The 23,824-nt window shown below is 49.4% G+C and carries 28 protein-coding genes and 1 tRNA gene; 24 read left to right on the forward strand and 5 right to left on the reverse strand.

The features are described from left to right. Nucleotides 1-25: 25 nt before the first annotated feature. Both GCD22_RS17260 and GCD22_RS17265 read left to right on the forward strand, forming a co-directional pair. A complete protein-coding gene (locus GCD22_RS17260) occupies nt 26-451 on the forward strand; it encodes an OsmC family protein (RefSeq protein ID WP_010641088.1) in 426 nt (141 codons plus the stop codon). 10 nt (nt 452-461) lie between these two features. After that, nucleotides 462-947: an RrF2 family transcriptional regulator gene (locus GCD22_RS17265; RefSeq protein ID WP_153940879.1), complete on the forward strand. Its 486-nt coding sequence runs from the start codon at nt 462-464 to the stop codon at nt 945-947. A 13-nt stretch (nt 948-960) separates the two neighbouring features. On the opposite strand, the gene coq7 is transcribed toward GCD22_RS17265, so the two are convergent. Further along, entirely contained in the window at nt 961-1,587 is a 627-nt protein-coding gene (gene coq7, locus GCD22_RS17270; RefSeq protein WP_031573872.1) for a 2-polyprenyl-3-methyl-6-methoxy-1,4-benzoquinone monooxygenase, read from the reverse strand. A 72-nt stretch (nt 1,588-1,659) separates the two neighbouring features. Between coq7 and GCD22_RS17275 the strand changes: the two genes are divergently transcribed. The 16 genes from GCD22_RS17275 (at nt 1,660) to GCD22_RS17345 (ending at nt 10,572) form a co-directional block, all read left to right on the forward strand. Beyond that, on the forward strand, nt 1,660-1,977 hold the full coding sequence (locus GCD22_RS17275; RefSeq protein WP_024893179.1) for a (2Fe-2S) ferredoxin domain-containing protein: 318 nt from the start codon (nt 1,660-1,662) through the stop codon (nt 1,975-1,977). Beyond that, entirely contained in the window at nt 1,977-2,711 is a 735-nt protein-coding gene (locus GCD22_RS17280) for an alpha/beta hydrolase (protein ID WP_031573876.1), read from the forward strand. Before GCD22_RS17275 ends, GCD22_RS17280 begins: the two co-directional genes overlap by 1 nt. Beyond that, nucleotides 2,689-3,621: an ATP-binding cassette domain-containing protein gene (locus GCD22_RS17285; RefSeq protein ID WP_035211004.1), complete on the forward strand. Its 933-nt coding sequence runs from the start codon at nt 2,689-2,691 to the stop codon at nt 3,619-3,621. The genes GCD22_RS17280 and GCD22_RS17285 overlap by 23 nt, the downstream gene beginning before the upstream one ends. Then, nucleotides 3,621-4,397 carry an ABC transporter permease gene (locus tag GCD22_RS17290; RefSeq protein WP_031573881.1) on the forward strand — a complete coding sequence of 259 codons (777 nt, stop codon included), beginning with the start codon at nt 3,621-3,623 and terminating at the stop codon, nt 4,395-4,397. The genes GCD22_RS17285 and GCD22_RS17290 overlap by 1 nt, the downstream gene beginning before the upstream one ends. Before the next feature lie 105 nt (nt 4,398-4,502). Next, nucleotides 4,503-5,366: an MBL fold metallo-hydrolase gene (locus tag GCD22_RS17295; RefSeq protein WP_031573884.1), complete on the forward strand. Its 864-nt coding sequence runs from the start codon at nt 4,503-4,505 to the stop codon at nt 5,364-5,366. 30 nt (nt 5,367-5,396) lie between these two features. Further along, a complete protein-coding gene (locus GCD22_RS17300) occupies nt 5,397-5,822 on the forward strand; it encodes a YeeE/YedE family protein (protein WP_024893174.1) in 426 nt (141 codons plus the stop codon). Next, nucleotides 5,822-6,256 carry a DUF6691 family protein gene (locus GCD22_RS17305; RefSeq protein WP_031573887.1) on the forward strand — a complete coding sequence of 145 codons (435 nt, stop codon included), beginning with the start codon at nt 5,822-5,824 and terminating at the stop codon, nt 6,254-6,256. Before GCD22_RS17300 ends, GCD22_RS17305 begins: the two co-directional genes overlap by 1 nt. A gap of 281 nt (nt 6,257-6,537) precedes the next feature. Next, on the forward strand, nt 6,538-6,972 hold the full coding sequence (locus GCD22_RS17310; protein ID WP_176212034.1) for a hypothetical protein: 435 nt from the start codon (nt 6,538-6,540) through the stop codon (nt 6,970-6,972). 142 nt (nt 6,973-7,114) lie between these two features. After that, nucleotides 7,115-7,191 (forward strand) — tRNA-Met (locus GCD22_RS17315). A 125-nt stretch (nt 7,192-7,316) separates the two neighbouring features. After that, the gene (locus GCD22_RS18655) at nt 7,317-7,721 is read left to right on the forward strand and encodes a hypothetical protein (RefSeq protein ID WP_226852408.1); all 405 of its coding nucleotides are present in this window, start codon (nt 7,317-7,319) and stop codon (nt 7,719-7,721) included. Between the two features lie 39 nt (nt 7,722-7,760). Next, nucleotides 7,761-8,315 carry a site-specific integrase gene (locus GCD22_RS18660; RefSeq protein WP_226852407.1) on the forward strand — a complete coding sequence of 185 codons (555 nt, stop codon included), beginning with the start codon at nt 7,761-7,763 and terminating at the stop codon, nt 8,313-8,315. Nucleotides 8,316-8,536: 221 nt separating this feature from the next. Continuing rightward, the gene (locus tag GCD22_RS17325; RefSeq protein ID WP_031573893.1) at nt 8,537-8,812 is read left to right on the forward strand and encodes an HU family DNA-binding protein; all 276 of its coding nucleotides are present in this window, start codon (nt 8,537-8,539) and stop codon (nt 8,810-8,812) included. 11 nt (nt 8,813-8,823) lie between these two features. Further along, nucleotides 8,824-9,177, forward strand: a complete 354-nt coding sequence (locus tag GCD22_RS17330; RefSeq protein ID WP_031573896.1) for a hypothetical protein — start codon at nt 8,824-8,826, stop codon at nt 9,175-9,177. Between the two features lie 48 nt (nt 9,178-9,225). Then, nucleotides 9,226-9,534 carry a TraR/DksA C4-type zinc finger protein gene (locus tag GCD22_RS17335; protein ID WP_051690687.1) on the forward strand — a complete coding sequence of 103 codons (309 nt, stop codon included), beginning with the start codon at nt 9,226-9,228 and terminating at the stop codon, nt 9,532-9,534. Beyond that, on the forward strand, nt 9,518-9,868 hold the full coding sequence (locus GCD22_RS17340; protein ID WP_031573903.1) for a YbjQ family protein: 351 nt from the start codon (nt 9,518-9,520) through the stop codon (nt 9,866-9,868). Before GCD22_RS17335 ends, GCD22_RS17340 begins: the two co-directional genes overlap by 17 nt. Then, a complete protein-coding gene (locus tag GCD22_RS17345; RefSeq protein ID WP_153940880.1) occupies nt 9,865-10,572 on the forward strand; it encodes a hypothetical protein in 708 nt (235 codons plus the stop codon). The genes GCD22_RS17340 and GCD22_RS17345 overlap by 4 nt, the downstream gene beginning before the upstream one ends. Here GCD22_RS17345 and GCD22_RS17350 read toward each other — a convergent pair. Beyond that, a complete protein-coding gene (locus tag GCD22_RS17350; protein ID WP_065973572.1) occupies nt 10,561-11,775 on the reverse strand; it encodes an ISL3 family transposase in 1,215 nt (404 codons plus the stop codon). The two genes, GCD22_RS17345 and GCD22_RS17350, sit on opposite strands and share 12 nt — an antisense overlap. A 145-nt stretch (nt 11,776-11,920) precedes the next feature. Beyond that, nucleotides 11,921-12,772 (reverse strand): glycosyltransferase family 2 protein, encoded by an 852-nt coding sequence (locus tag GCD22_RS17355; protein ID WP_031573912.1) that lies wholly within the window; start codon nt 12,770-12,772, stop codon nt 11,921-11,923. 62 nt (nt 12,773-12,834) lie between these two features. On the opposite strand from GCD22_RS17355, the gene GCD22_RS17360 reads away from it, so the two are divergent. After that, nucleotides 12,835-14,127 (forward strand): flippase, encoded by a 1,293-nt coding sequence (locus GCD22_RS17360; RefSeq protein WP_031573914.1) that lies wholly within the window; start codon nt 12,835-12,837, stop codon nt 14,125-14,127. On the opposite strand, the gene GCD22_RS17365 is transcribed toward GCD22_RS17360, so the two are convergent. Then, nucleotides 14,120-15,019, reverse strand: coding sequence for a glycosyltransferase family 2 protein (locus GCD22_RS17365; protein WP_081577487.1), 900 nt, complete (start codon nt 15,017-15,019; stop codon nt 14,120-14,122). The genes GCD22_RS17360 and GCD22_RS17365 overlap by 8 nt on opposite strands. A gap of 86 nt (nt 15,020-15,105) precedes the next feature. After that, the gene (locus tag GCD22_RS17370) at nt 15,106-15,747 is read right to left on the reverse strand and encodes an SOS response-associated peptidase (protein WP_031576132.1); all 642 of its coding nucleotides are present in this window, start codon (nt 15,745-15,747) and stop codon (nt 15,106-15,108) included. A gap of 92 nt (nt 15,748-15,839) precedes the next feature. On the opposite strand from GCD22_RS17370, the gene GCD22_RS17375 reads away from it, so the two are divergent. The 5 genes from GCD22_RS17375 to GCD22_RS17395 all read left to right on the forward strand — a co-directional run bounded on the left by GCD22_RS17375 (nt 15,840) and on the right by GCD22_RS17395 (nt 21,689). After that, on the forward strand, nt 15,840-16,532 hold the full coding sequence (locus tag GCD22_RS17375; RefSeq protein WP_031576130.1) for a hypothetical protein: 693 nt from the start codon (nt 15,840-15,842) through the stop codon (nt 16,530-16,532). Beyond that, nucleotides 16,529-16,822: an integration host factor subunit alpha gene (locus GCD22_RS17380; protein ID WP_031576128.1), complete on the forward strand. Its 294-nt coding sequence runs from the start codon at nt 16,529-16,531 to the stop codon at nt 16,820-16,822. The genes GCD22_RS17375 and GCD22_RS17380 overlap by 4 nt, the downstream gene beginning before the upstream one ends. A gap of 457 nt (nt 16,823-17,279) precedes the next feature. Then, nucleotides 17,280-17,768 carry a hypothetical protein gene (locus tag GCD22_RS17385; RefSeq protein WP_031576126.1) on the forward strand — a complete coding sequence of 163 codons (489 nt, stop codon included), beginning with the start codon at nt 17,280-17,282 and terminating at the stop codon, nt 17,766-17,768. 545 nt (nt 17,769-18,313) lie between these two features. Beyond that, a complete protein-coding gene (locus tag GCD22_RS17390) occupies nt 18,314-19,057 on the forward strand; it encodes a hypothetical protein (RefSeq protein ID WP_140391108.1) in 744 nt (247 codons plus the stop codon). 1 nt (nt 19,058) lies between these two features. After that, complete coding sequence (locus GCD22_RS17395) at nt 19,059-21,689, forward strand: DUF3854 domain-containing protein (RefSeq protein WP_153940881.1); 2,631 nt, start codon at nt 19,059-19,061, stop codon at nt 21,687-21,689. The last annotated feature ends 2,135 nt before the right edge of the window (nt 21,690-23,824 follow it).

The following is a 23,824-nucleotide window of genomic DNA, read 5'->3' on the forward strand; positions in this document are numbered from 1 at the left end:
GTTCAAAAGTAAAAGGGGGCGACGCATGCAGACACGCGTACAATGGATGGGCCCGGGTCAAATGAGTTTTGTGGCCAATGCTGACAGTGGTCATGCCTTGGTCATGGATGGATCCGCAGAAATTGGTGGACACAATCTCGGCGCACGTCCCATGGAAATGTTGCTCATGGGTCTCGGTGGTTGCGCGAGCATTGACGTGGTCATGATCCTGCAAAAATCCCGGCAGGCCATCCAGCAATGTGTGGTTGACATCCAGGCCGAACGGGCGGATACCGACCCCAAGGTATTCACCAAAATACACCTGCATTTTATGGTATCCGGCAACGCACTGGATCCCAAGCGAGTAGCACACGCCATCAGCCTGTCGGCGGAAAAATACTGTTCAGCCAGCGTCATGCTGGGGAAAACAGCGGAAATCACCCACGACTTTACAGTCGTCGACGAATCCTGAGGATGTTTTCATGCTACTGAGTAAAACCAGCGAATATGCTTTACAAGCATTAATTTATCTTGCCGCCCAACCGGAGGGCGAACCGGTGCTGAGCCGGGATATTTCCGATTATCTGCGGGTTCCGGCCCAATATCTGGCAAAAATCCTTCAGGATCTGGCCAAACGCGGGGTACTGGATTCTTTTAAGGGCCGTGGTGGTGGCTTTGTGCTGAGGCCGGGAGCCGACCAGATGAACATTCTGGATATTGTCGAAGTGGTGGAAGGACAACCCTTCAGCCAGGGTTGCGTGCTGGGACTCAAGGCCTGTGCCGACGAAACCGCCTGCCCGGTCCACTATCAGTGGAAGCCTCTGAAGGCCGAAGTCATGAGTTTACTCGGCAAGCAAACCATTGGCAGCATGGCAGAAGCCGTACGGGCCGGTCGTTACCGTATTCATCTGCCGGGGGGTTCAGAACTCCATATCCGGCCGTTGGCCACCAAAAACCAGGCATCCTGAGTTTTCGGGAGGCTTAAATCCAGAGTGCTCCCTGCGTCAGCACCCTGGAAAACGCCGCCATGGCCATCCGCACCGGCATGGGCAGTTTCCCGGCACCCAGGGATTCTGCAGTCTCGGCATGTCCTACTTCATCATCCCGCATCTGCGCCACCACGGCCCGGCTGCGATCATCATCAGCTGGCAGGGTATCCAGGTGCCCGTTCAGATGCTCTTCCACCTGATTTTCCACCGCCACCACCAGACCGAGATTGGCTGCACGACCCTGGCGGGCGGCGAGAAAGCCCATGCTCCAGCCCGCTCCGTACCAAAGAGGGGATAAAAGACTGGGACGACTGTTGAGTTCTTGCAGCCGGGTCTGGCACCAGCGCAGATGATCTTCTTCTTCGCTGCGGGCATGTTCCAATTGCGCGCGTAATTCTGGATCAGAGGTACCTGCCGCCTGGCCCGTATACAGGGCCTGCGCCATCACTTCACCGGCATGATTGACCCGCATCATTCGCCCTGCCTCCTGACGTTCCCAGGGACGCAGCAAGGTATCGGGCACCGCCCGGCCGGGATAGGGGCGATTACTCCCGACGTGCTGACCGGTCAGGGTACGCAGGGCATTATCCAGATTGGCGACAAGCAAATCGCTGAGCATGATTTCTCCGTACGCTGTTTGTAAAAGCTGATTCGGGTATGATGTCCCTGAGCAGAGAAAGGGTCAACGCTTATGGAAGAAGGTTTTTATCAACGGCACATGTTCATTTGCCTGAATCATCGCGACAATGGTGAACAGGCCTGCAACAACAGCGGGCTGGCCGACGAAATGTTTCATCTGGCCAAGAAACATGCCAAATCCCTGGGTATTCATGGTGATCATCAGGTCCGCGTCAATCGCTGTGGCTGCCTGGGACGCTGCCAGGAAGGCCCGGTGGCCGTCGTTTATCCGGACGCCATCTGGTACACTTTTGTCGATGGAGATGATGTGCGGGAAATTGTCGAATCCCATCTGCGTGACGGGGTTCCCGTAGACAGGTTGCGCATCTGATGCTGCCCATAGACCGCAGTCACCTGTATGACGGAGGGGAGCTGGCGGGCCTGGAATGCGTCGGCCAGAAAGTCCTCATCCCCGGCCCGGCAGGTGATCTGGAAGGCCTTACCGCCTGTCCTGAAAAGGAAACCCGGGGGGCAGTGGCCGTCCTTCTCCACCCGCACCCGCTCTATGGCGGCACCCTGCACAACAAGGTGGTGCACTATCTCAGCAGAACCTTCAACCTGCTGGGGATTCCCTCCCTGCGCTTCAATTTTCGGGGCGTTGGCGAAAGCGCCGGCAGTTATGACGACGGCCGGGGGGAAACAGAAGACTGTCTGGCCGTCCTGAATTGGGTGCAGGAAAGACGTCCGGGTTTTGATATCTGGCTGGCCGGATTTTCTTTTGGCGCTTACGTGGCCTATCGGGCCGTACACCGTCATCCCCATATCACGCGCCTGCTGACGGTGGCCCCGCCCGTCAATCTGTTCGACTTCCAGCACCTGTCGCCACCCCGCTGTCCCTGGACCCTGATTCAGGGTGAGCAGGACGAGTTGGTACCCGCAGCCAACGTCAAACAGTGGCTGGCAGCCTTACCCGTCAACCCCACAACCCTGCTGCTGCCTGCGGATCATTTTTTTCATGGTCAACTCAACACCCTGCAGATAGCGCTGCTGCAATCCCTTGCAGACGACGTAGCCAAAATGCGCTATACGGGAACAAGCCCCTGTGCTCAATCCCGCTTTTCTTGAACTGAAACATCTGCACAAGCAGTACGGTAACCGTGAAGTCCTGCGGGGGGTGGATTTTTCCATTCCTGCGGGTAGTTGTTATGCCCTGGTAGGACCCAATGGCGCGGGCAAAAGCACCACCGTACGGGCTATCCAGGGCCTCACCCCCCTGGACGGCGGAGAAATCCGCATGGATGGACAGGCCCTTTCCACCTTGGGGGCAGCGGGCCGTGCCAGAATCGGCGTCGTTCCGCAAATGGACAACCTCGACCCGGATTTTACTGTAGAAGAGAACCTCTGGACCTACGGACGCTATTTTCGTCTTCCCAAGACCAGAATCTGTCAACGCAGTGCGGAATTGCTGGATTTCATGGCCCTGAGCGGCTACGCCCGGCAACCTATCTCCGCCCTGTCTGGTGGTATGCAACGTCGCCTCACCATTGCCCGCGCGCTCATCAACGCGCCGCAGCTCCTGCTGCTGGATGAACCGACCACCGGACTCGACCCGCAGGCACGGCACCTGATCTGGCAACGTCTGCGGGACTTACGCCGGCAGGGAACCACCCTGTTGCTCACCACCCATTACATGGACGAGGCAGAACGACTTGCCGATCAGGTCGGCATTATTGATCAGGGTCACATTCTCGCGCAGGACACCCCCAGAGGTCTGATTGAATCTCATATTCCCGGTGAAGTGCTGGAGTTGCGCCGCCTGGACGGCAGTACCCCGGATCCCGAAAACTGGCATCAACAGCAGGTAGCGCTCAGTGAAAGAGTCGGGGACACTCTCATTTGTTATGGGCAGAACCTGCAGCAAGTGCTGGCGCATTTTGTCCATAACCCGGATTACCGATGGTTGCAGCGTCCTGCCAGTCTTGAAGATGTATTTTTAAGACTCACAGGTCGCAATCTGCGTGAGGACGAGCACTGATGTCCTGGCAAGATGCCATTCCCAATCCCGGAGCCCTGACGGTGGTACAGCGCAATTTCGGGGTATGGCGGAAACTCCTGCTCCCCAGCATGCTTGGCAATTTCGGTGATCCATTACTGTATTTACTGGCTTTGGGTTATGGACTCGGGCATTTTGTCGGACACATGGACGGCATGCCCTATATCACTTTTATTGCTTCGGGCATTGTTGCCAGCAGTGTCATGAATACGGCGAGTTTTGAGGGATTGTATTCGGCTTTTACCCGGATGAGCGCCCAACATACTTATGCCGCCATGCTGGCCACCCCCTTACGGGTCAGCGACATTCTGGCAGGCGAGGTGCTCTGGGCTGCCATCAAAGGCCTGATCAGTGCTATCGCCATTATCATCGTGGCCAGCTTTTTCGGGGCTATTCAGGGACCCTGGGTATGGCTGAGCATTCCGGTCATTCTGCTGTCGGGATTAAGCTTCGGCAGCCTCGCCCTGGTCATGACCGCCATGGCCCGCAGTTATGACTTTTTCATGTACTACTTCACCCTGGCTGTCACCCCCATGTTTTTATTTTGCGGGGTATTTTATCCTTTGCACTCACTCCCCGCCTTTGCCCAGGATATTGCCCAGGTATTGCCGCTGACCCATGCAGTAGCCTTGATGCGCCCACTATTGACCGGACAACTCCCCAGGCAAGTGCCTTACCATCTCGGCGTTCTACTGCTATATACCGTAATTCCCTACCTGATCGCCTGGCGTTTACTGGTCCGACGCCTGTTGCGCTGACAGATTAAGTTGCTCCTTGGCAACAGCTTGTGGACTCGCGACCATATTGACTATAGAATTAGAATAATTAAATATACAAATATGATCTAAATGAGGAGCGAGCGTATGAAACCCATTGTTGAATGCTTTTTTGATGAAGCCACGTTCACTGCCAGCTATCTGGTCAAAGAACCCGAGGGCCGCTCTTGCGCCATTATTGATCCGGTCCTGGATTTTGATTATGCCAGCGGGCGCACTTCGCACAGCTCGGCTGACAAACTCCTTGCGCGCGTCCACGAGGAAAATCTGCAGGTTGAGTGGATACTCGATACCCATGCCCATGCCGATCACCTCAGTGCGGCACATTTTCTCCGCAAGGAACTCGGCTGCAAAATAGGCATCGGGGCTCACATCACCCGGGTGCAAAAAACTTTCGCCCAGATCTATAACGAGTCCGATCAGATTCCTCAGGATGGCAGACAGTTTGACCATCTCTTTGCCGATGGCGAGACTTTTACCATCGGCAAACTGTCCGTGCAGGTCATGCATACGCCCGGCCACACACCCGCTTGCCTGACTTACGTCATCGGCGACGCGGCCTTTGTCGGCGATACCCTGTTCATGCCGGACTACGGCTCTGCCCGCTGTGATTTTCCGGGTGGTAGCGCCGAGACACTGTACCATTCGGTTCAACGCATATTTGCGCTTCCGGAGGAAACACGTCTGTTTGTTTGCCATGATTACAAGGCTCCGGGACGTGACGAATACCGCTGGGAGAGCACAGTCGCCGAGGAAAAAGCCCACAACATTCATCTCGGCAATCATCGGAGTCTGGCCGATTTTGTTGAACTCCGCCAAAAAAGGGATGCAACCCTGGCCATGCCCAAACTGATTTTGCCAGCACTTCAGGTCAATATCCGCGCTGGCGAGCTCCCCCCGAAGGAGGATAACGGCGTCGCCTACCTCCGCATTCCTCTCAATGCGGTTTAATTTGCCCCGAAGCAGACTGGAGAAATTCTGATGCAACATGAATGGCTCATGGGTTTTATCGGAGGTTTGATGATTGGCACTGCGGCCTTGATCTTTCTGGTGGTCAACGGTCGCATTATGGGCGTCAGTGGTCTTATTGGCGGTCTTATTGATCGTTCTGGTTGGGGAAATGGCCGGGAGCGAATCGTTTTCCTGTTCGGCCTGTTCATGGTTCCGGTGCTCTGGGTCCGCTTTATTGCCCCGGTCGAAACTCACGTCACCAACAACCTCAGCCTGATCATCATCGCCGGCCTCTTGGTCGGTATCGGTAGTCGTCTGGCCAATGGCTGTACTTCCGGACATGGTGTCTGCGGGATCTCGCGCTTTTCCATACGCAGTATTTTCGCAACGGCAGTTTATTTAATGAGCGGGGTCATCGCCATTTCTATTTTCCGGCAACTTTTGGGGGTGATTTAATGTTACGACTGATCAGCGCCTTGTTTGCAGGATCTCTTTTTGGTCTGGGATTGATTGTTTCTGATATGCTCAATGCCGATCGGGTCCAGGGCTGGCTGGATGTTCTGGGTAATTGGGATCCGACCCTCGCCTTTGTTCTCGGTGGTGCCATTCTGCCCATGCTCCTCGCATGGCCCTTAAGCGCCCGTCGAGGCAAAGCCCTGCTGGGCAACGTCCTGCCTGTACCAGCCTCGGTTCGTATTGATTGGGAGCTATTTTTCGGCGCTGCCTTATTTGGTGCCGGATGGGCACTTGTCGGTCTTTGTCCCGGACCGGCCGTAGCTGGATTGGGCCTGAACGGAATCAGTGGCATCTTATTTTTCCTGACTATGATAATGGGAATGTCTCTCACCCCGTATTTGCGGCGACACTTTCAAAAGCCTGCCATGGCTTGAGTACCTAGGCCGGAATTTCGCAGACCTTCCCGATTTTAAACGCGGGAAGGTTTTTTGCGTTTTTTGGTATGCCTGTTTATACTTTGAATCAATTAGAATATTCTTACCATTGAGCGTATATGAATAAAGCCCTCAGGCTATGGGTACTCTCATTTTTAGGCCTGGCTATCACACTGTCATTGTCGCCGGCTGCGGCTAGCCCCGATACCCAGCCCATGATTGCATCGGGACTGTGGCGGATAGTATCGATCATCCAGGGGCCTTGGCAGCAGCAGAGTAAGATGACTCAATATGAATGTTGGAACGCCCAAACAGGAAGCCTGCAGGCCTTTCTCCCAAGCATTGGAAATAGCCGGAATCTGGAGACCGACAATGCCGTCATCAACTCTCCACACCGTACCACGGTGCATCTCCACAGTTTTCAAAATCTCCCCAACGGTACGGCAACACAAAATATCACCATGATTTTCAGTGACAATCGTAGTGTCCTGCACCGCGCCATCATGTCGGGTTCCGGCAGACTGACTTTTTCCTCCTCTCCTGAACTCGGCGATCACTTCACTCAACAAGGTCGCTGGATATCAGCAACTTGCCCGGTAAAACTTCCTGAAGCGAACCTGCAGCAACTACAGAAACCGGTCATACCTGCCCTGCAAAAACTGGATGCGCTCGCAAAACAGTTACAAGCCGGGGATCCTGATCCAACCCACCAGTAAATATATTTTAAACAATTTAAAATCAATTAATTGCGAATTATAAAAAGACTGCACCGGGTCATCGGGATGGAGAATTTTCCTGCTTCGTTCGCTATTGTTAACTTGACAACAGCGACTGCAAACGCTTTAATTTGCTGCTATTGGCGCTTTAGCTCAGTCGGTTAGAGCAGCGGAATCATAATCCGCGTGTCCGGGGTTCGAATCCCTGAAGCGCCACCAATAAAATCAAGATGTTAGGCTTACGTCTAGCATCTTTTTTCTTTGCCTGCTTGAATTTGCACCGTATTTGCACCACAGTCTGATCTGGTTTACCCTCTCGTCAGGTGTTCATTGCGGGGGGCTGTATGGCATCCATCACACCGAGTTATAACCGGGAAGGCGAGCATATCGGCTGGCAGGTTGCCATTCGCAAAAAAGGATTCCCTGCACAGTACAAGACCTTTCGGACAAGGAAGGAAGCAGATGCTTGGGCGACGGTGGCGGAAAGTGAGATGCTGCGGGGCGTCTGGCGCGACCGCTCGGAAAGCGAAAGCACGACCCTAATGGAAGCCCTTGACCGTTATGCGGAAGAAATAGTCCCGTCCAAGAAACCCCTCGACAAGAACTGGTTCGACTACGCCAATGGCAGGCCAAACCTATCGCTAAGATGTTTCTGGCGTCTATCCGTGGTAAGGATGTTGCTGCGGTCATACGGGATATGGAAGCCGAAGGAAAGGCCCCCAACACTATCCGACTGTATCTGGCCCTAACTATCCCATCTGTTCACCATCGCCCGCAAGGAATGGGGCATGGAAGCCCTCACCAATCCGGTGGAATTGGTGCGCAAGCCCAGACTGCCCCAAGGGCGCGACCGGCGGCTTGTGGGCGATGAAGAAACCCGATTGCTGGACACTTGCCAAGCCATGAACCCCGAATTGGCATCCATTGTGGTTGTCGCCACAGAAACCGCTATGCGCCAAGGGGAAATCATGGGCATGACTTGGGACAAGGTGGACCTGAAGCGCCAGACCGTTACCTTGGAAGACACCAAAAATGGTGAGAAGCGTATTGTTCCGCTGACCACTAAAGCCACTCAGATATTACGTGACTTGCCACGCAACTTGGACGGCAAGGTATGGACCTACACACAGGAAGGCTTACGCGCCAGCTACATTAAAGCCGTCAAAAAGGCAGGCATTGAAGGCCTGACTTTCCATGACCTGCGCCATGAGGGTACCAGCCGCTTTTTTGAGAAAGGACTTGGCCTCATGCAAGTGTCGGCCATTACCGGCCACAAAGACATGCAAATGCTGAAAAGGTACACTCACCTGAAACCGGAAGATTTGGTTAAGCTGTTGGGGTGACGGATAAGCCATCATGACTATGAAGGCGATTATGGGGCATAAATCCACCCAAATGATGAAGCGGTACACGCATATTTCGGGTAAGGTATTGGTGGATGCTGTGAGGGGTTTGTAGTTTATCCTCTTGAAAAAGTCTTGGGCCTGTGTAAAAACCATGAATTGCAGACTAGGCTTTTACCGTCTAAGTTGTTTCTAATTATTACATCCAAAGGATGACATCCATGAACAAATCCGAATTTATATCCGCACTGGCACGTCACGGTGAAATGTCCAAAACAGATGCCGAGAAGTTTTTTCAGGCTTTTCGGCATACGCTGGAAGCGGAATTGCCGTCAGCCGGAAAGATTGTCTTTCGGGGTTTCTGTACCTTTGAGGTCGTGGAAAAACCCGCCCGTAAAGGTCGCAATCCGGCGACTGGACAGGAAATCGATATTCCCGCCAAAAAGAGTGTAAAGTTTAAGGCAGGTAAAGAATTTGCAGACAAAGTGAACAGTTAGAGGAATAGGCCATGACAGAAGTGAAAAAACGTATTCGTCGTACCGCAGAGGAACGGCTGGCAGATTTGGAAAAGAAACAGACGGAAATTCTTGAACGTCAGCGGGCTGCGCTCGCCAAGATTGAGTCCGCCAAGAAAAAGATCATGCAAACCCCTGCCGTGCAGAAAAGAAACCTTGAGCTTGAAAAACGCTTTGGACGGGCTGCGAAGGTCGTTGCCCCAGAATGGGATCATCGGCACTACATTGCGGCCATTGAGAAGGTGCTGGCGGATTCCGCTGATGCAGCCGACCTCTCGGTGCGTGGTGAAGCCTTGCTGGAAGAGCACGGAAAAGCCAGACGGGGTCGACGATCCAAAGTTGGGTAAGCACGATTATAGGCAAAATCGCCTATTCTCAATCAAGCATGGTCGATTATGAATCTGGGTGAACGTTTGGCTGATGAAGCAGATGTAGGCGCAAAGAATACGGAAGAACACCTAATGGACGCCTTGGCGAGACAACGTAAAGCCTTGGTGCCCCACGAAGAACCTGACGAAGACGCTCAGGGGAATCGCTACTGTCTGGATTGTGCCGATATCATTCCCCCCGAACGGATACAGGCGGTACAGGCTGTTCGCTGCGTAAGATGTGCTGCCAAAAGGGAACGCTTTAACAAATTGACTCAAGTGCGGGGTGGTGCTGGACGTGTGATGAACGATGAAGGAAATGATGGTGGAAAATAATGTCCTCATCCTCACCATCAACGACTGCCCCGGTATGCGCGTGGTTCGGGTCATCGGGCCGGTCTACGGTACGGGTGTCCGGTCCCGCAATATCGTTGGTAATCTTCTGGGTGGTATCCGTGCCGTCTTTGGCCGAAAACAGGGTGGTTATCTCAAAATGATTGCCCAAACCCGTGATGATGCCCTTGAACAGCTGGCCGAACATGCCCGTTCTCTTGGGGCCAATGCCGTACTGGGGATGCGCTTCGATTCTGGTGAGTTTGACGCGGGACAGGGGCAGGCCATGGATGAGGTCACGGCCTATGGGACGGCGGTGGTGGTGGAAGTGCTGTGAGCAACCATACAAATTTATTGCAGACGTGGTTATTACCGGGGGTGACGGTATTGCTGGCAATTTTCACAGGCGTGTTGGCTTACTTCACCTATAGGATGGCAAAATCTACCGAGAATGCACTTAAACAAAACGCGCAACTCGTGGCGGAAACACATGAATTAGTCGAGAGTAATAAAACGCTTGTTGAAAGCGAAGAGCGCCACCATCAAGAAAATCTACGTCCTTTGTGTTATATAAAACCGACTAGTCTTAGGATGGGCCATATTTGTGATGATATTTTTGGCGATCTTGAGCCTTACCTGAATGCCTCAGTAGGTCCGGTATTATCTATAAATGGTACTTTAGAAAATGTTGGACTTGGTCCCGCAAAGAATGTGTCTGTGATTCTGAGGCGATTTCCAGAAAAAGATGAGTTTCGTTGTAATTACGGACCTATTGACGCGCATGGAAGCTTTTTTGTTACTAGCAAGTATGGTTACTCTGTCCCGTTACCCTTACTAGGCAATACCAGTAATTTACGGGCGACAGATGTTGTAAGATCTAGTTCTCTGGTTATTTATGTAGAGTTTGAGGACTTTTTTGGTAAAATTTTCCACACCACTCACAGAAAGTATCGTGATCATTTCTACGATGGATTCTCGACTGGGAAAGTGCCTGATATTTCAGAAACGATTTTACGGTTCCTCGTCATTTCAAGTGGGTAGCCTGAGATCCAGCTTACCCAAGATCAGGTAGGCCATATTGATAAAGTTCTTGTGGGTACGGTAACCCCGAGCTTTCGCCTTGGCGGATTGAATGAGGCTGTTAAAACCTTCCAGAATTCCATTGGTGATCTGGCTCTCAAACCAGTGGAGCACACCATCCCAATGATTCATGATGGTGTAGGCAACCTTGACGATAGGCGGCAGATCGCTGGTCTTGGCGTTTTCCAACCAGGCTTTCAAGAGGGTAGCACCCTGATGGCGATTCTTGATCGTGAAGATGTCCTGAAAGGTCAGGCGGAATTGGTAGGCCTGCGCCGTCTTGAGGTTCTGGTCTTTGAGTAATGCCTGCAGCTTTTCTTTCTGCTTCACCTTGAGTTTCCGTTCATTCTTGAGCCAGAGCCAGCGGGTCTTTTTGAGGTCTGGCTGGGTAAATGCTTCGCTCCTGCGTACCGCGTCCACGGCCTCGTTGACGAGCTTCATGAGGTGGAAACGATCAAAGGTCACCTGGGCGTTGGGAAGATGCTCTTTAGCCCCTTTCTGGAAGGCGGGAGACAAGTCCATGCTGACGTCCGTGACAGCTTCTGCGCTGCCCCCATGGGCTTCAAGGTCTGTGGCAAATCGCGCAAAAGTGGAGACGTCCTTACCGGGGGTGGCAAACAGCAGTCGCCTAGCTTCCAGATCTACGAAGAGCGTGATGTAGTCATGGCCGCGCCGACTGCTGGTTTCATCGACGCCGACGGCATGGACATGGGCCATATCCACTCTGGTACGGGCTTCGGGCACATAGTGGTCAATCACCCGCCACAGGAGCGTGTCGGTCTCGCCGATCAGGCGGGCTACTGTCAATACCGGCATCTCCCGCACCAGGGTCATGATCAGCGCTTCAAAGAGCAGGGTGAAACGCGAGCCTTCCCGCGCCCAGGGAACAGGGATCTGATGCACCCCATGTTCCGGGCACATCACACGGGGTACGCGGGCGTGGAGATAGGCTTCATGCTGAAAGAAATCCATGTGCCGCCAAGTATGTTCACGGGTGTCATGTACCGGACACTCCTCACCACAGACGGGGCAAGCAAAGCGACTGCCCTTGGGAAAGTTGATGTGCAGATCCAGGCGCTTCTCCTCCACTTGGAAGGTCACATCGTCCACCAACCACGGCGGTACCAACCCTAACGCGAGAGAAAACAGCTCTTCTGGGACCATCAGCTAACTCCTATTCGGGACACAACTGCTCCGCTGCATTGTAAACCCTACCCACTCGATCTGACGAAGAGCCGATTTTACTTCAATATGGTATGAACAGTGAATCATCAATCGCCTTATGAGCTCTTTCTTTCGAGTACGAGAATTAACGCTTGGTAAGTCCTACCCAACTTCCTTTCAAGGTACTTACAATCCGTTTTTTATCTCGACTCAATACACGTTTGAGCAGCCTTCCTGAAGTTCCAACTAAAATCGGAATAAATGGATTTTTATAATTTTTAAGATAAAATCTAATGGCAGATGTATTGTAATAATAATCCAGAAGTGGACTGTTGTTGCCTACAGATGCTGACTTTTTATGAAATATTTTAGAATTATTCGCAACAGCCAGTTTCCATCCTGCTTTACGAAGGCGACAGCATAAATCGACATCTTCCCAATACATAAAAAAGGACTTTTCATCAAATAACCCGACATCATTCACTGCAGAGGCCCTTAAAAGCATGCTGGTCCCCGTAATATAATCAATGTGAGGTTCATCATTTACAGTAAAATAATGTCCAGCTCGTCCCGTTAGTTTGCTCACCCAACCACCACCCCAAGCCTGTATGTGATTGATTGTGCCCATGTCATGAATGACGCTGCCGACAACCCCTATTCTAGTATCAGACTCTGCTTTACTGACCATCTCATGCAATGCATTAGAATCTACTTCCGTATCATTGTTTAGCAGCCAGATATATTCAGCATGTTGTTCTAGGGCATATTTAATGCCAACGTTACACCCACCAGAGAAACCGAGATTAACCCCAGTTTTAATCAAAATATAGAAATCATCAAAATGCTCAATAGCTTTGATGGACTCATCTGAGGAACCATTATCAATTACAACTACCTGATTGTCAGTGTATGTAGATTTTTTTATTGAATTGAGACAGGTCATGGTATCATGATGTCCGTTCCAGTTAAGAATTATAGTAAATACTTTTGGCCTCATAAGTAAACCTTATAGTTAAAATTCATTTAGAATGCTTTTGAAGCATATAGGTTTCTAGGATTATGTCAATAAAAGGTCTCTTAAAAGATGAAACAAAAAAGATTTCATACCAATTTTTATTTTCCATTGGCACCACAGCAACAAACCTTTTTTCGTTGGTAATTTTAGCACGTAATTTAAACGCCCCTGCATATGGTCTGTATGTATATATTCTATCGTTAGTTGGCCTAACGAGCGTTATAGCTTCTTTTGGAATGCCTACTTTGCTAATCAGAGAGATTGCAAGATTTTATAGTAATAAATTAAATTCAGAAGTAAAAAAAATTATCATAGCAGCTTTTATTATGCTGACAATAGGCACAGTTTTAGTTGGATGTGCTTTCTTTGTTCTGATGGATGGTTCTTTTTCTATAATTAAGATCAAAGCTTCAAGCGGTCTAATTTTAATATCAATTTTTCTTCTTTTTGTGGTGCAAATAAATAATTTATTGATATCGGTCCAAAACGGCATATCAGAGTCTTTACGCTCTGCAAAAGTTGTTTTAATTAGTTCTTTACTGTTTCTTTTATCAATTTTTGTTATTTTGATAATCAATATAAAGCTAGACACCTCAATTGTATTGATTATTTTAATGGTGACCACAATATTGTCTATTGTTATTCAGTCGATTCAGTTGCGATCTATAATTAATTTGAAATCCAGTGCTAATGTTTTTGAAATGCCATGGAAGTTTTGGCTTTCTGAAGCTTTCCCATTGTTAGGGGCTGGTCTTGCATTTTCAATAAATTCGCAAATTGATATGGTACTCTTGGGTATAATTAAGGGGTCTGATTATACCGCCATTTATCAGGTTGGCGTGAAGATGGCTTCGGTGCTTGTAATTGGCTTAGGTTCTCTCGCTGTTGTTTATCAGCCATTGTTGTCGAAAGCTTATTTTTCAGGAAACACGGATGATTTAAAAATAAAATGCAAGTCTATAAGTCGAATTGCATTTGTTTTGGCTTTATCTATTTCTATCATATTGATCCCAATGAGAAGCCTTATACTACAAATTACTTTTGGTACTTCATATATAGAAGCGGGCCAAGTCATGGTTATTCTGGTTGTGGCTCGGCTCTTCAATGCCTCTGTAGGCGCAGTAGGTCCATTTCTAAGCATGACCCAGAAAAGTAAAGTTTTATTCATAGGATTGATGATAGAATCTGTAGTTAATGTTTTCCTAAATCTGATGCTGATCCCTGATTATGGATACGTTGGTGCTGCTTTTTCCACTGGAATTAGTATGGTTATTGTAAATATTGCTTTAGCAGTGTATATCAATAAAAAGTACGGTATTGGTATGTTTATTATTTAAATTTCTTAATTTTAATATAAATATTGGGCACAAGAAAAATCAGTAGTGATTTCACCGATGGCCTGATCATTAATGATCTCTTCGCCAGCTTTATAGCTTCTGATATGTTGTTTCTCATCAAACAATCTATAGCTGCAGTTCTTATTTGTAGAGAATAACATTTTTTATTTTTATCAAAAGAGTCTATATTGTTTTGAATTATCTTTAAAATGCTCTCTGATCTGGGTTTGGTGTTCACGCCATCGCTTGACGTTAAAGAGCAGACTAGGATTTCATCAGTTAAAGCAAAGCGGTATAATTTTGTAAGCTTCAATGCCAAATCCCAATCTTCATCTGTTGATAGTGATGAATCAAATCCACCCACTTTATCAAGAGCTTCTTTTTTTGCTAAAAGTGTCGGGGTTCCAATTAAGTTGCGATTTAGTAATTTCTCGTGATAATTCCCATCGTTTGCCAATAGATCGCTACTTAATGGTACAACATTTGTTCCGTTATTACCTGAAATTTTGATGTATCTACAAAAACAGCCAGCTACAGTTTTATACCGGTTATACATATCGTTATATGAGTCAATTTGTCTTTCAATTTTTTTGGGAAACCAAATGTCATCACTATCCTGAAATGCAACAAAAATTCCCCTAGCCAAACTAATTCCTTTATTTCTTGCAGCAGAAGCACCCACATTTTCTTTCAATTTGAGATATTTTATTCTGGAATCGTTTAGTTCCTCTATTTTCTTTTCTGTATCATCTGTAGAGGCATCGTCAATTACAATTACCTCAAGATTATTGTATGTTTGCGCCAAAACACTTCTAATTGATAATTCAATTATGTGCCCCCTGTTAAAAGTTGGAAGTACGACGCTAACCAAAGTGTTTTCTTTTGTTCTCATCTGTTCGTTCTCATTGAGGATATTGTTGAGCAGGTATCTGATGCTTGTTGTTTGTTGGGTGGTTATATCACAGAAGCCCCTTAGCGTCAGTTCATCAGCAGATGCAACCCATCATCTGACACCCTTTCCACCCGCTGCGCTTTCAATTCAGCATGCGGCAAGGCAAACACCTTGGGAATGTCAGCCACCTTCAAGGCAGGACTGATCCATAAAGACAATGCCGCATCCCCCAACAGGACAGGACTGCGGTCATGGATACCGGAAACGGCAGGTTCTGGTGGGCCTACCAGAATGCTGCAACTATCCAGCGTAGAATCCCCATCGGTCCAGTGGTCCCATAAACCGGCAAAAGCCAGCGCTTGACCATCTACGCTACCCAGATACCACGGCTGTTTTTTGCCGGATTCACCGGTTTGCCATTCATAAAAACCCGTGGCGGGTATGATGCAGCGTCGATGCTTCCATGAATCCCGAAAAGTGGGCTTCTGGCTGGCGGTTTCGACTCTGGCGTTGAAAGTGCTGTAGGTGGCCTTGGCTTCTTTGGCCCAATGCGGAATCAGTCCCCATCGCGCTGTAATCCATTCAGGGCCAGCACCGACATCCCGGATAATCGGCACATTCTGGCCGGGGCTGATATTAAAGTGCGCATCGAAGCCAGGTAGAGGTAGAGCCAATTCCCTGATGATGTGGTTCAGTTTGCGGGGTTCCAAAGCATAACGGCCACACATAGGCACCTCAGAAATGCGGTTTAGTTAAATTATGGTACATGATTTTGATCATCAGGATTTTCTGGGAAGCTGCATCGTGATAGATTCCCGCAATGAGCAATGTCCACCCATTCCCCGCAGGCGGTAAGTCCGCCAAATCAGCCCGCAAGAAAGGCGGTCGCGCCAATGGTCATCATGCCGCCATTGGTGAGGCGCTGCTGATACAAGACATTGATGGCCGACCCGTAGACGTGCTTGAAAAGATTATTCAAGCGGGTGGCCTGTACCTCGCGCCTTCGGATGCACGGTCTGATGTGAATCTGGAAGCCGCACCCAGCGCCCAGTTCCTGTGGACCGTCCAGGGGCTGGATACCCTGATAGATGCGGCCAATGTACTGATCTATGAAGCGCAGAGACACCCAGAACGCATGGATCAGGAATCCGTAGATGGGCTAGATCAACAAGCTAAGACCACGCACAAGCTGATTCAAAAACTGGATGCAATGCTTCCAACGGATGAATTTATTCTTTCTCCAAACAGCTTTGGACCGGAATTCATGGCAGAATATGCTACCAATGCCGCCATGCTCATGGTGAGTCGTTTTGCCATATCACTGCTGGGTTACTATGATGCGCAGTTCATTCGGACCAAGAAAGATCGGCGCAAAGACATGATGATGGACTTTGTGGATGTATATCGGGAAGTGATTCAGGATTGCCAGATACACATAAACGCCCACGACTATCTGTTGAAAGAACTGGCCTCGGCACAACGCGCAATGAATAAGGTGATGAAAGAACTATGACCGTTACAAAAGCAGAAATAGCTTATTCTTTAATGGATGAAATGGGGCTGACCCGTCTAACCAGCTTGGAACTGGTGAATAGTTTGTTTGATACGATACGGGAAATGCTGGCCTCTGGTGAAGACGTGAAGTTGTCTGGCTTTGGGAATTTCACGTTACGGGATAAGGTTGCCAGAGAGGGCCGAAACCCCAAGACCGGTGAACCTTTCGAGATTGCGGCTAGGCGGGTGGTGCTATTTAAAGCCAGCCGGAAGGTCAAGGAACGTGATAGCAACCCTGTCGCGGGATAAACCATTTTGGTGGTTCCTGCTGTCCCTGCTGGCCATTCGCACCAATAAAAAAGCTACAGCTTTTGATGCGTTACTTTATCTGGCGTTCACCTTATCCCATTAAAACAATAATCACTAAATATATAGCGACGCTAACCAACCATTTTTCATCTACCGGAACCAATTCATTTGGTTACGCCATCCTTAATAAATAGTCGGCCACCACCCAATTAAAGCCGTACATGAATAGTGGCCATCACTTAATAAGTCTGCGCCTGAATGGTAAACGATCACCTAATAAGGCCAACCCTGAATAGTAGGCCGCCACCTAATAATGTTAACTCTGAATAGTCTGCCGCTACCCAATCAAGTCACCTCAAAATAGTCGGCCATCACCCAATAAAGCTATACCCCATATGGTTCGGCTATACCAATCATGACGGAATAAGCCGTGATGAGATTTGTGAGGATGAATGCCATGAAAAAATCCCTATTGGCAGGACTGGGTTTGGATGAACTCAACTTAAAACCTGTAACGCGGGAACCCCTGCGCAAGCCGGAACAGCCGGTATCAACCCGACCGGAACGTGGCCAGCCAATAAGGCCACCGGAACCTGTAGGTCAGCCGGAACCCACATACCTGCCTGCACCTGTTATGGAACGGCCCTCTTTGGTCCAGCCTGTTGTTGATACCCCCACCCCAAAACGTAAAGCGGGCCGTCCAAGGCTGTATGCCGACCATGTACTGACCCCTACCGAAAAAGCAAGGCGGTATCGGCAGAAGCGGAAAACGATGGCACAGAGTGCGCTGGATGGTTCTTTGCTACCTGTTGATGTGGCATTGATGGGCCATAGGGATTTATGCCTTGCCGTGTCGAGGGTACTGGGCCAACCCGACAATCTGGAACTACGGATGAACAGCGCGCCGCTCATCAAGGAACTGAAGCGTCGCCTGAATCACTTGTGATTTGCATTGTTCCATCGCTGGATATGATCTGGATATAGGGTGGTGTCAGTATGTATCCATCAAGACGCGTCTTTGTGACTGGGCATAAACTGGTGCCAGTTGGCAGCCAGTCTGTACCCACTGATAGGGACCAAAAAACGCCGAAAAGCGTTTTTCTGGCAAAAATGGCTATACATGAAAAAATATCCTGTAAAAAGTTTTGTCATCTAAATAAAACATATAGTTACATTTTTCATCAGGGATAAAATGAGTGGAACCTATGAAATTAATTCATGTCAAAGGTGTTGATGTAGGATGTTTTTGAACCAAAACGGGTTAGAAATGTGCTATCCCCTTTCCCGTCATCCTATACCCACACGTGGGTGCGAAAAACATCCACACGGCGGATGCCTCGGATGTGCTCTGGTCCGCCCCGGCTGGTCCCCGGATTCTTCGCTGCCCAAGCGAGTTGTCCCACGGGCCAGACACGGATGGGTTCACCTGTAAGGGTGAGCACATCCGAGGCATCCATTAAGTAGCTGACCTTGTTAAATGGGACAACGAACATGAAAGACACAAACATGCCCGGCGCATGGGCTAAAATTTGCGCAAAAATAATCGTTCCATCGGCTGTAGTTACGCTCACCATGGGTTTATTGGCTTGTGTGGCAAACAGCATCCTCGGCACCGCCGGTCATGACATATCCTTTCTTGCGGATATGGTTGCCGCATTTGGTATATTGGTTTTCACTGCCTGCATTATGGGTGAAATGTGGGCTTCCTTTACGGGTAACAAAGCCAAGCAATCCCTGTATGACAACGCGTGGCACGAAACCAAGCTATCCTATGCAAAAGCATTCCGACACTTTGGTAAACGCCCCAATTGTCTACATGAAATGGGTGCCATTGGCATAGATTTGGTCACCCATGCTCACAAACAGCAATCCGCCGGTCGTCAGTCTGGTCGCAAAGCTGGTGGTCATAAAAAGTCAGCCAGCAGTAGTTCCGACGATAGTGCTGGTGGTGAACCGCCTGCGTCTCTGCCTTTACTCTGCACGGTCCATGATCTGGCTGTACTGCTACAGGTTAGCCCTAAAACGCTTCAGAACAAGCCCCAGTCTGCACTACCCCCCGCCGTCTTCATCCCCGGTTGTCGCGGTCCCCGCTACCATCTTCGGGATGTCATCGCATGGCTGAATAGCTTCCCTGTCGGTGGCATGAAACCCCCAAGAAAGCCCACCGGCAAGAGGGGCCGTCCAAGGATTGCCACATCCGCCCAGATAGCCGCTGTTCGCGGTAAGGGGGTGTGACATGGTAGATGAAGCATTGCAAAGTTTTATGCACGACGATTTAGCCCATTCCGGTTTGACCGCAGAGGAATTGAAAGCAGAACCATTGGGTATGCCTGCATTGAAGCAGCGCATAGGCTTGGAAAACGCCTTGCCTTGTCGTGGTGGTTATTCCATACCGTATTTCAACTACGATGGCAGTCCGCTCATTGATTCCGGTATCCCCTACGAGCGCTTCCGGTTACTGGATATTGAACCGGGCAGCGAAATTGGGAAATATCTCTCACCGGCAGGTTCCAAAGCGCACTTGTATATCCCAGAACGGTTCCACATGGCTTTGATGAATTCACGTCTGGACACCAAAGTGGTGGTCATCACGGAAGGCGAAAAGAAAGCAGCAGCAGCCTGCAAAGCGGGTATCCCTTGCGTAGCCATCCCCGGCATTACGATGTATCGGGACTCGGAAGATCGCGATAAGCTGTCCAAGGAAATTCGCAATTTTCTGGTGCCTCTGAACGATTCCATGCAGATTTTCTATGTCGTGGTCATGTTTGACTCTGACGGTTACCCCGTGAGTACCAAGCAAATGCCTTCTGACGAAGAAGAAGCGGCCAAGTACGAACCACTTAATCGGGGTAAGAAAGTCCGCAATAGGGACGTATTCAATCAAGCTTTCCGGTTTGCCAATTTAATCAAGCAATCCATAGCGGGTCTGCGGGTAGCTTATACATGGTGTTATCCTGCCTTTTCCACGACGACCGGACCCAAAGGCGGTAAGCTCGTTGTGGTTGAAAAGCAAGGTCTGGATGACGCCATCCAGAATGGTCAGACAGATGACCTGATTAAGCAGATTGAAACGGTCTGTGAACGGGCGACTGCAGGGGATGGCGAAGGCGGTTACATCCCCTTGGGCATGTCGAATGACGGTCTGACGGTGGCTCTCTGGTCTATTCCGCAGAACTGTCTGATTAAAACCAGTTTAGCCAGCCTCAACAATGCAGCGACACTGGCGGGTATCTGCGGCAGGTCCTGGCTGGAACAGAAATTCACCAAGATGGTCCATGACACCGTTGAATTTGACGTTAAAAAGGCGTCTATGGAAATTGCGTCCATTTGTGCCAACAAGGGCGCGTTCCACGGTGGTGATCGGATTTTCGGTACAGGTGTCTGGTCGCCGGATAAACGTGAAATTGTCATCAATACGCATAACGCGGTGTATTTGCAGGATGGTTCCACCATTGACCGCATTGATGAAAACCGCAGGGAATTATATGTGAATGGCGGTGCCGCCACCCCGCCACCGCCGCCGGAACACATCGTCACGGATGATGAGTACGCCCGTGTTTGCGCCAAGATTTATCGGGATTTAGGTACGTGGTCGTTTGAAAAGCCGGTAGTCATGGACGACAGACTCAAGAATTTCCCTATGGGTCCATCCTTAGTCATGGGTTGGATGACCATGGTGGTATATCTTGGCTTGCTGGAACGTCGTCCGCACATGTGGGTCGTAGGTCCGCGAGGCAGCGGCAAATCCCGACTACTGTCGTACTTGGCACATATGCTCATCGGTTACCTGAAGCATACGGACATGGGTTCAAGTATGACCGAAGCGGGTATGCGCCAATTTCTGCAAAATTCCTGTTTCGCATTCATCATCGACGAGCTGGAAAAAGAAAATACGGAAAACGGGCAGAAGCTTCTTTCGGCCATCGAACAAGTGCTGAAGCTCATGCGTGCAGCTTATTCGGCTTCCAGCACCGTTTTCAAGGGAACGGCAGACCAAAAGGGCATCGAGTTCCGCATCATGACTTCAGTGATGGCTGCGAGTATCGCAGAACCCGCACTGGAACCCGCCGACCGCAGCCGGATCGTAATGGTCAAGCTATCCCCGCGCGTGGGTGCAACCGGTCAGCCACCGGAAAACCTGACACCAGAGGAATCCGCCATCTTTTTCTGGGGCACGATTCAGCGTTGGGGCAGGTTTCAGCACATCTATGACTTGGCGCTGAAGAACTGGAACACGTATGCCGGTAATGGGGATTCTCGTGAAGCGGAAACCTTTGGTACTGTCATTGCCGCCAGCATGATTTCCAACCCGAAAATACAGACGGATGAACAGATACTGACGGTTCTGAAAGTCATGATTATCTGTTTGCAGCCGCAACTGGACGAAATGCGTCAGGGCACGGCGGAACACGAGATCATATTGAACACCCTGCTCACCAAAAACATTCCGGTCGAATATCACGAATGCGATGAAAATGGCAGAGAACATATTAACCGTGAAACCCATTCCATTGGTGGACTGGTAAGCAATCTGGTGAATGGCGGCACAAACAGCGATGAAATCCGCGCCTTGGGGCTGGTGGGGCTGAGGGTATGGGAAAATGATGGAAATTTATGTCTTGCCATCGCCCATAAGCACAGCGGATTGACCGACTTGCTCAAGGGGTCACGGTATAACAAAAATGGTGCGTGGGCTGGCGGTTTGAAGGACGTTCCGGGTTCCACCTGGGACAAGACCGTGCGTATCAACGGGATGTCCACCCACTGTGTTATGGTCCCCGCGAGGCACCTTGCCCTACAGCCTGATAACAAAGCCACGATGCCCATGCGTCCGAACAGCTTTGACACGGCACATACCATCAACTAGCTGAACGTCCTTTGGTTTATATGGCCGCCGATTGAAGAGGCGGCCTTTTTATGTCCGCATACCGTTGGGAACTGTCCCATGATGGCAGCAAGGCAGCGCCGCTTTCTAGGGCACCTCATTTATTCGGGTGGCTTGATAATAACCTGCGTCAGAAAATGCGCCAGAGGGCAAATATAGAGCCTTTACGGTAGGTTGGTGGCATTACGCCATGAGCGGCGCTTGAACGATCCCGCAAAACGTTCTGTTACCGTAACGATATCCTGACATTGGATAGAAATGGTTATGGCACACTCTATCCTGAAAACACATAGTTGCAGCATACTTTATCTGTAACCGACTGATTTTATTGGTGTGCGGATTGTGCGGAATTGTGCGGATTGTTTTGCACACTTTTTTGCCTTAAAACCATATGATTTTATTATATGTTTTCCATTTTTAGTATAGTTGTGCGGATGTGCGGCGAAAAATACACAAGTTACGCGTTTCGATAAGATTGATAATGGTTATCATTCTCTATCTTCTGTTTCAGTATATATATCCGTATATCTGCCCGCACATTCGCACAATCCGCACATCATTGATAATTCAATATAAATACTGTGCGGGTGTTCCGCACAATCCGCACAAACCCGCACAAGCAACAAGGCCGCAGCCGATTTCGTTACGCCATCAAAGAAGTACGGGGTGCTCACCAAACTTGCACCTCTGCGATGCGTCAAGGCCCTGCAAAAACCGCTTGCATAAGACGGTGCCAAATCTGGTAGTGGTAAGGTGGTGTAATCAGCACCCTTGCCGAGAAATTGCGCTACAGGGCAAATTTAGGGCCTTATCGGGTATGTTCCAGTGCTTGCTTCGGTTCAGCATATCGGGTTCGGTTTCAATCCTAATTTTTCTTTATCGAAGTTTTTACCACCAAAAAAATTTCGTGAACGGCAATTATGAAAATTGAGTGTCCGTAAGTTGTTGTTTTATTGGGCTGTAACCAGTGTAACCGGTTGTAACCAGCCTTGGTTACACTTTTTATTTCTCTGCCTCGTTGATTTTGTTAGCCTTTTCTTCTCTCTATATCCGTGTAACCAGTGTAACCAGAAATATATATACGTACGCGAGGAAAAAAGATAGAGAATAATTCTCATTTGCTATTGTTTCTCATTCTCTATTTTATCCTGTGAAATGATAGTATATGGGTATTGTATTCTGGTTACACTGGTTACACTCGAACTCGTGACTATTTTTTCAGATGTAATCAGTACCTTGCGAGACCAAAAAGTGTAACCAAGGCTGGTTACAACCGGTTACACCGGTTACGCCCTTATAAATCAGCAGCTTAGAACAAATCATCAACGGCAAGAAACACCGTTCACGAACTTTTTTAACCAAAAAACTTCTATAACGGACAGTGAGGGTTGGAAAAATACACAAAGGCCTGCCGCCCAAGCCGCCTGCATAAGACGGTGCCAAATCTGGTGGTGGCAGGATAGCAGCACCAATGCCGAGAAATTGCCCCACAGGGCAGATTTAGGGTCTTTACACGGCATTGTTTGCGGCACTACACCATGAGCGACACTCGAACGATCCTTCACCCGCGCCGATGCGTTATCCCCACAAGCACGATCCCTCTTACTAAAACTATCCTACCAATAAAGTTATATCTCTATTATTTTGTTTTGAATAATTAAAAGGAACGCCAGATAAAGGATGGGTTCAAAAGATGTAGATTTTTAATCATGGCGGATGCGTTATGGGCATCACCCCTGCGTTATGGTGGTCCTGCAGCATCCCAGCCCCGATCCGGCACGGTGGTGACTGTAACGGTGACTTGCGCATTACGCTGTAAGATTGCAATATCTCGTTACCGTGTAACGGCAGAAGAGGATTCACCATGACAATGACAGCAGCAGAATGGCGGGTGGTCCATCGCGGGCCGGTACTCAGCAGGTCATTTTTGCACCGTAATTGCACCACACCAAAAACGGGAATCGCAGGGGATACCAGGGAATAACATAACGCTTATCTAACTGTTTTTATTATTTTTTATCTGGTATGTTGTTGATCCAAAAACGGGCTACAGCGCAATCATAATCCGCGTGTCCGGGGTTCGAATCCCTGAAGCGCCACCAAATATTACAAAGGCT

Source organism: Acidithiobacillus thiooxidans ATCC 19377 (assembly GCF_009662475.1).
GTDB classification, from domain to species: domain Bacteria; phylum Pseudomonadota; class Gammaproteobacteria; order Acidithiobacillales; family Acidithiobacillaceae; genus Acidithiobacillus; species Acidithiobacillus thiooxidans.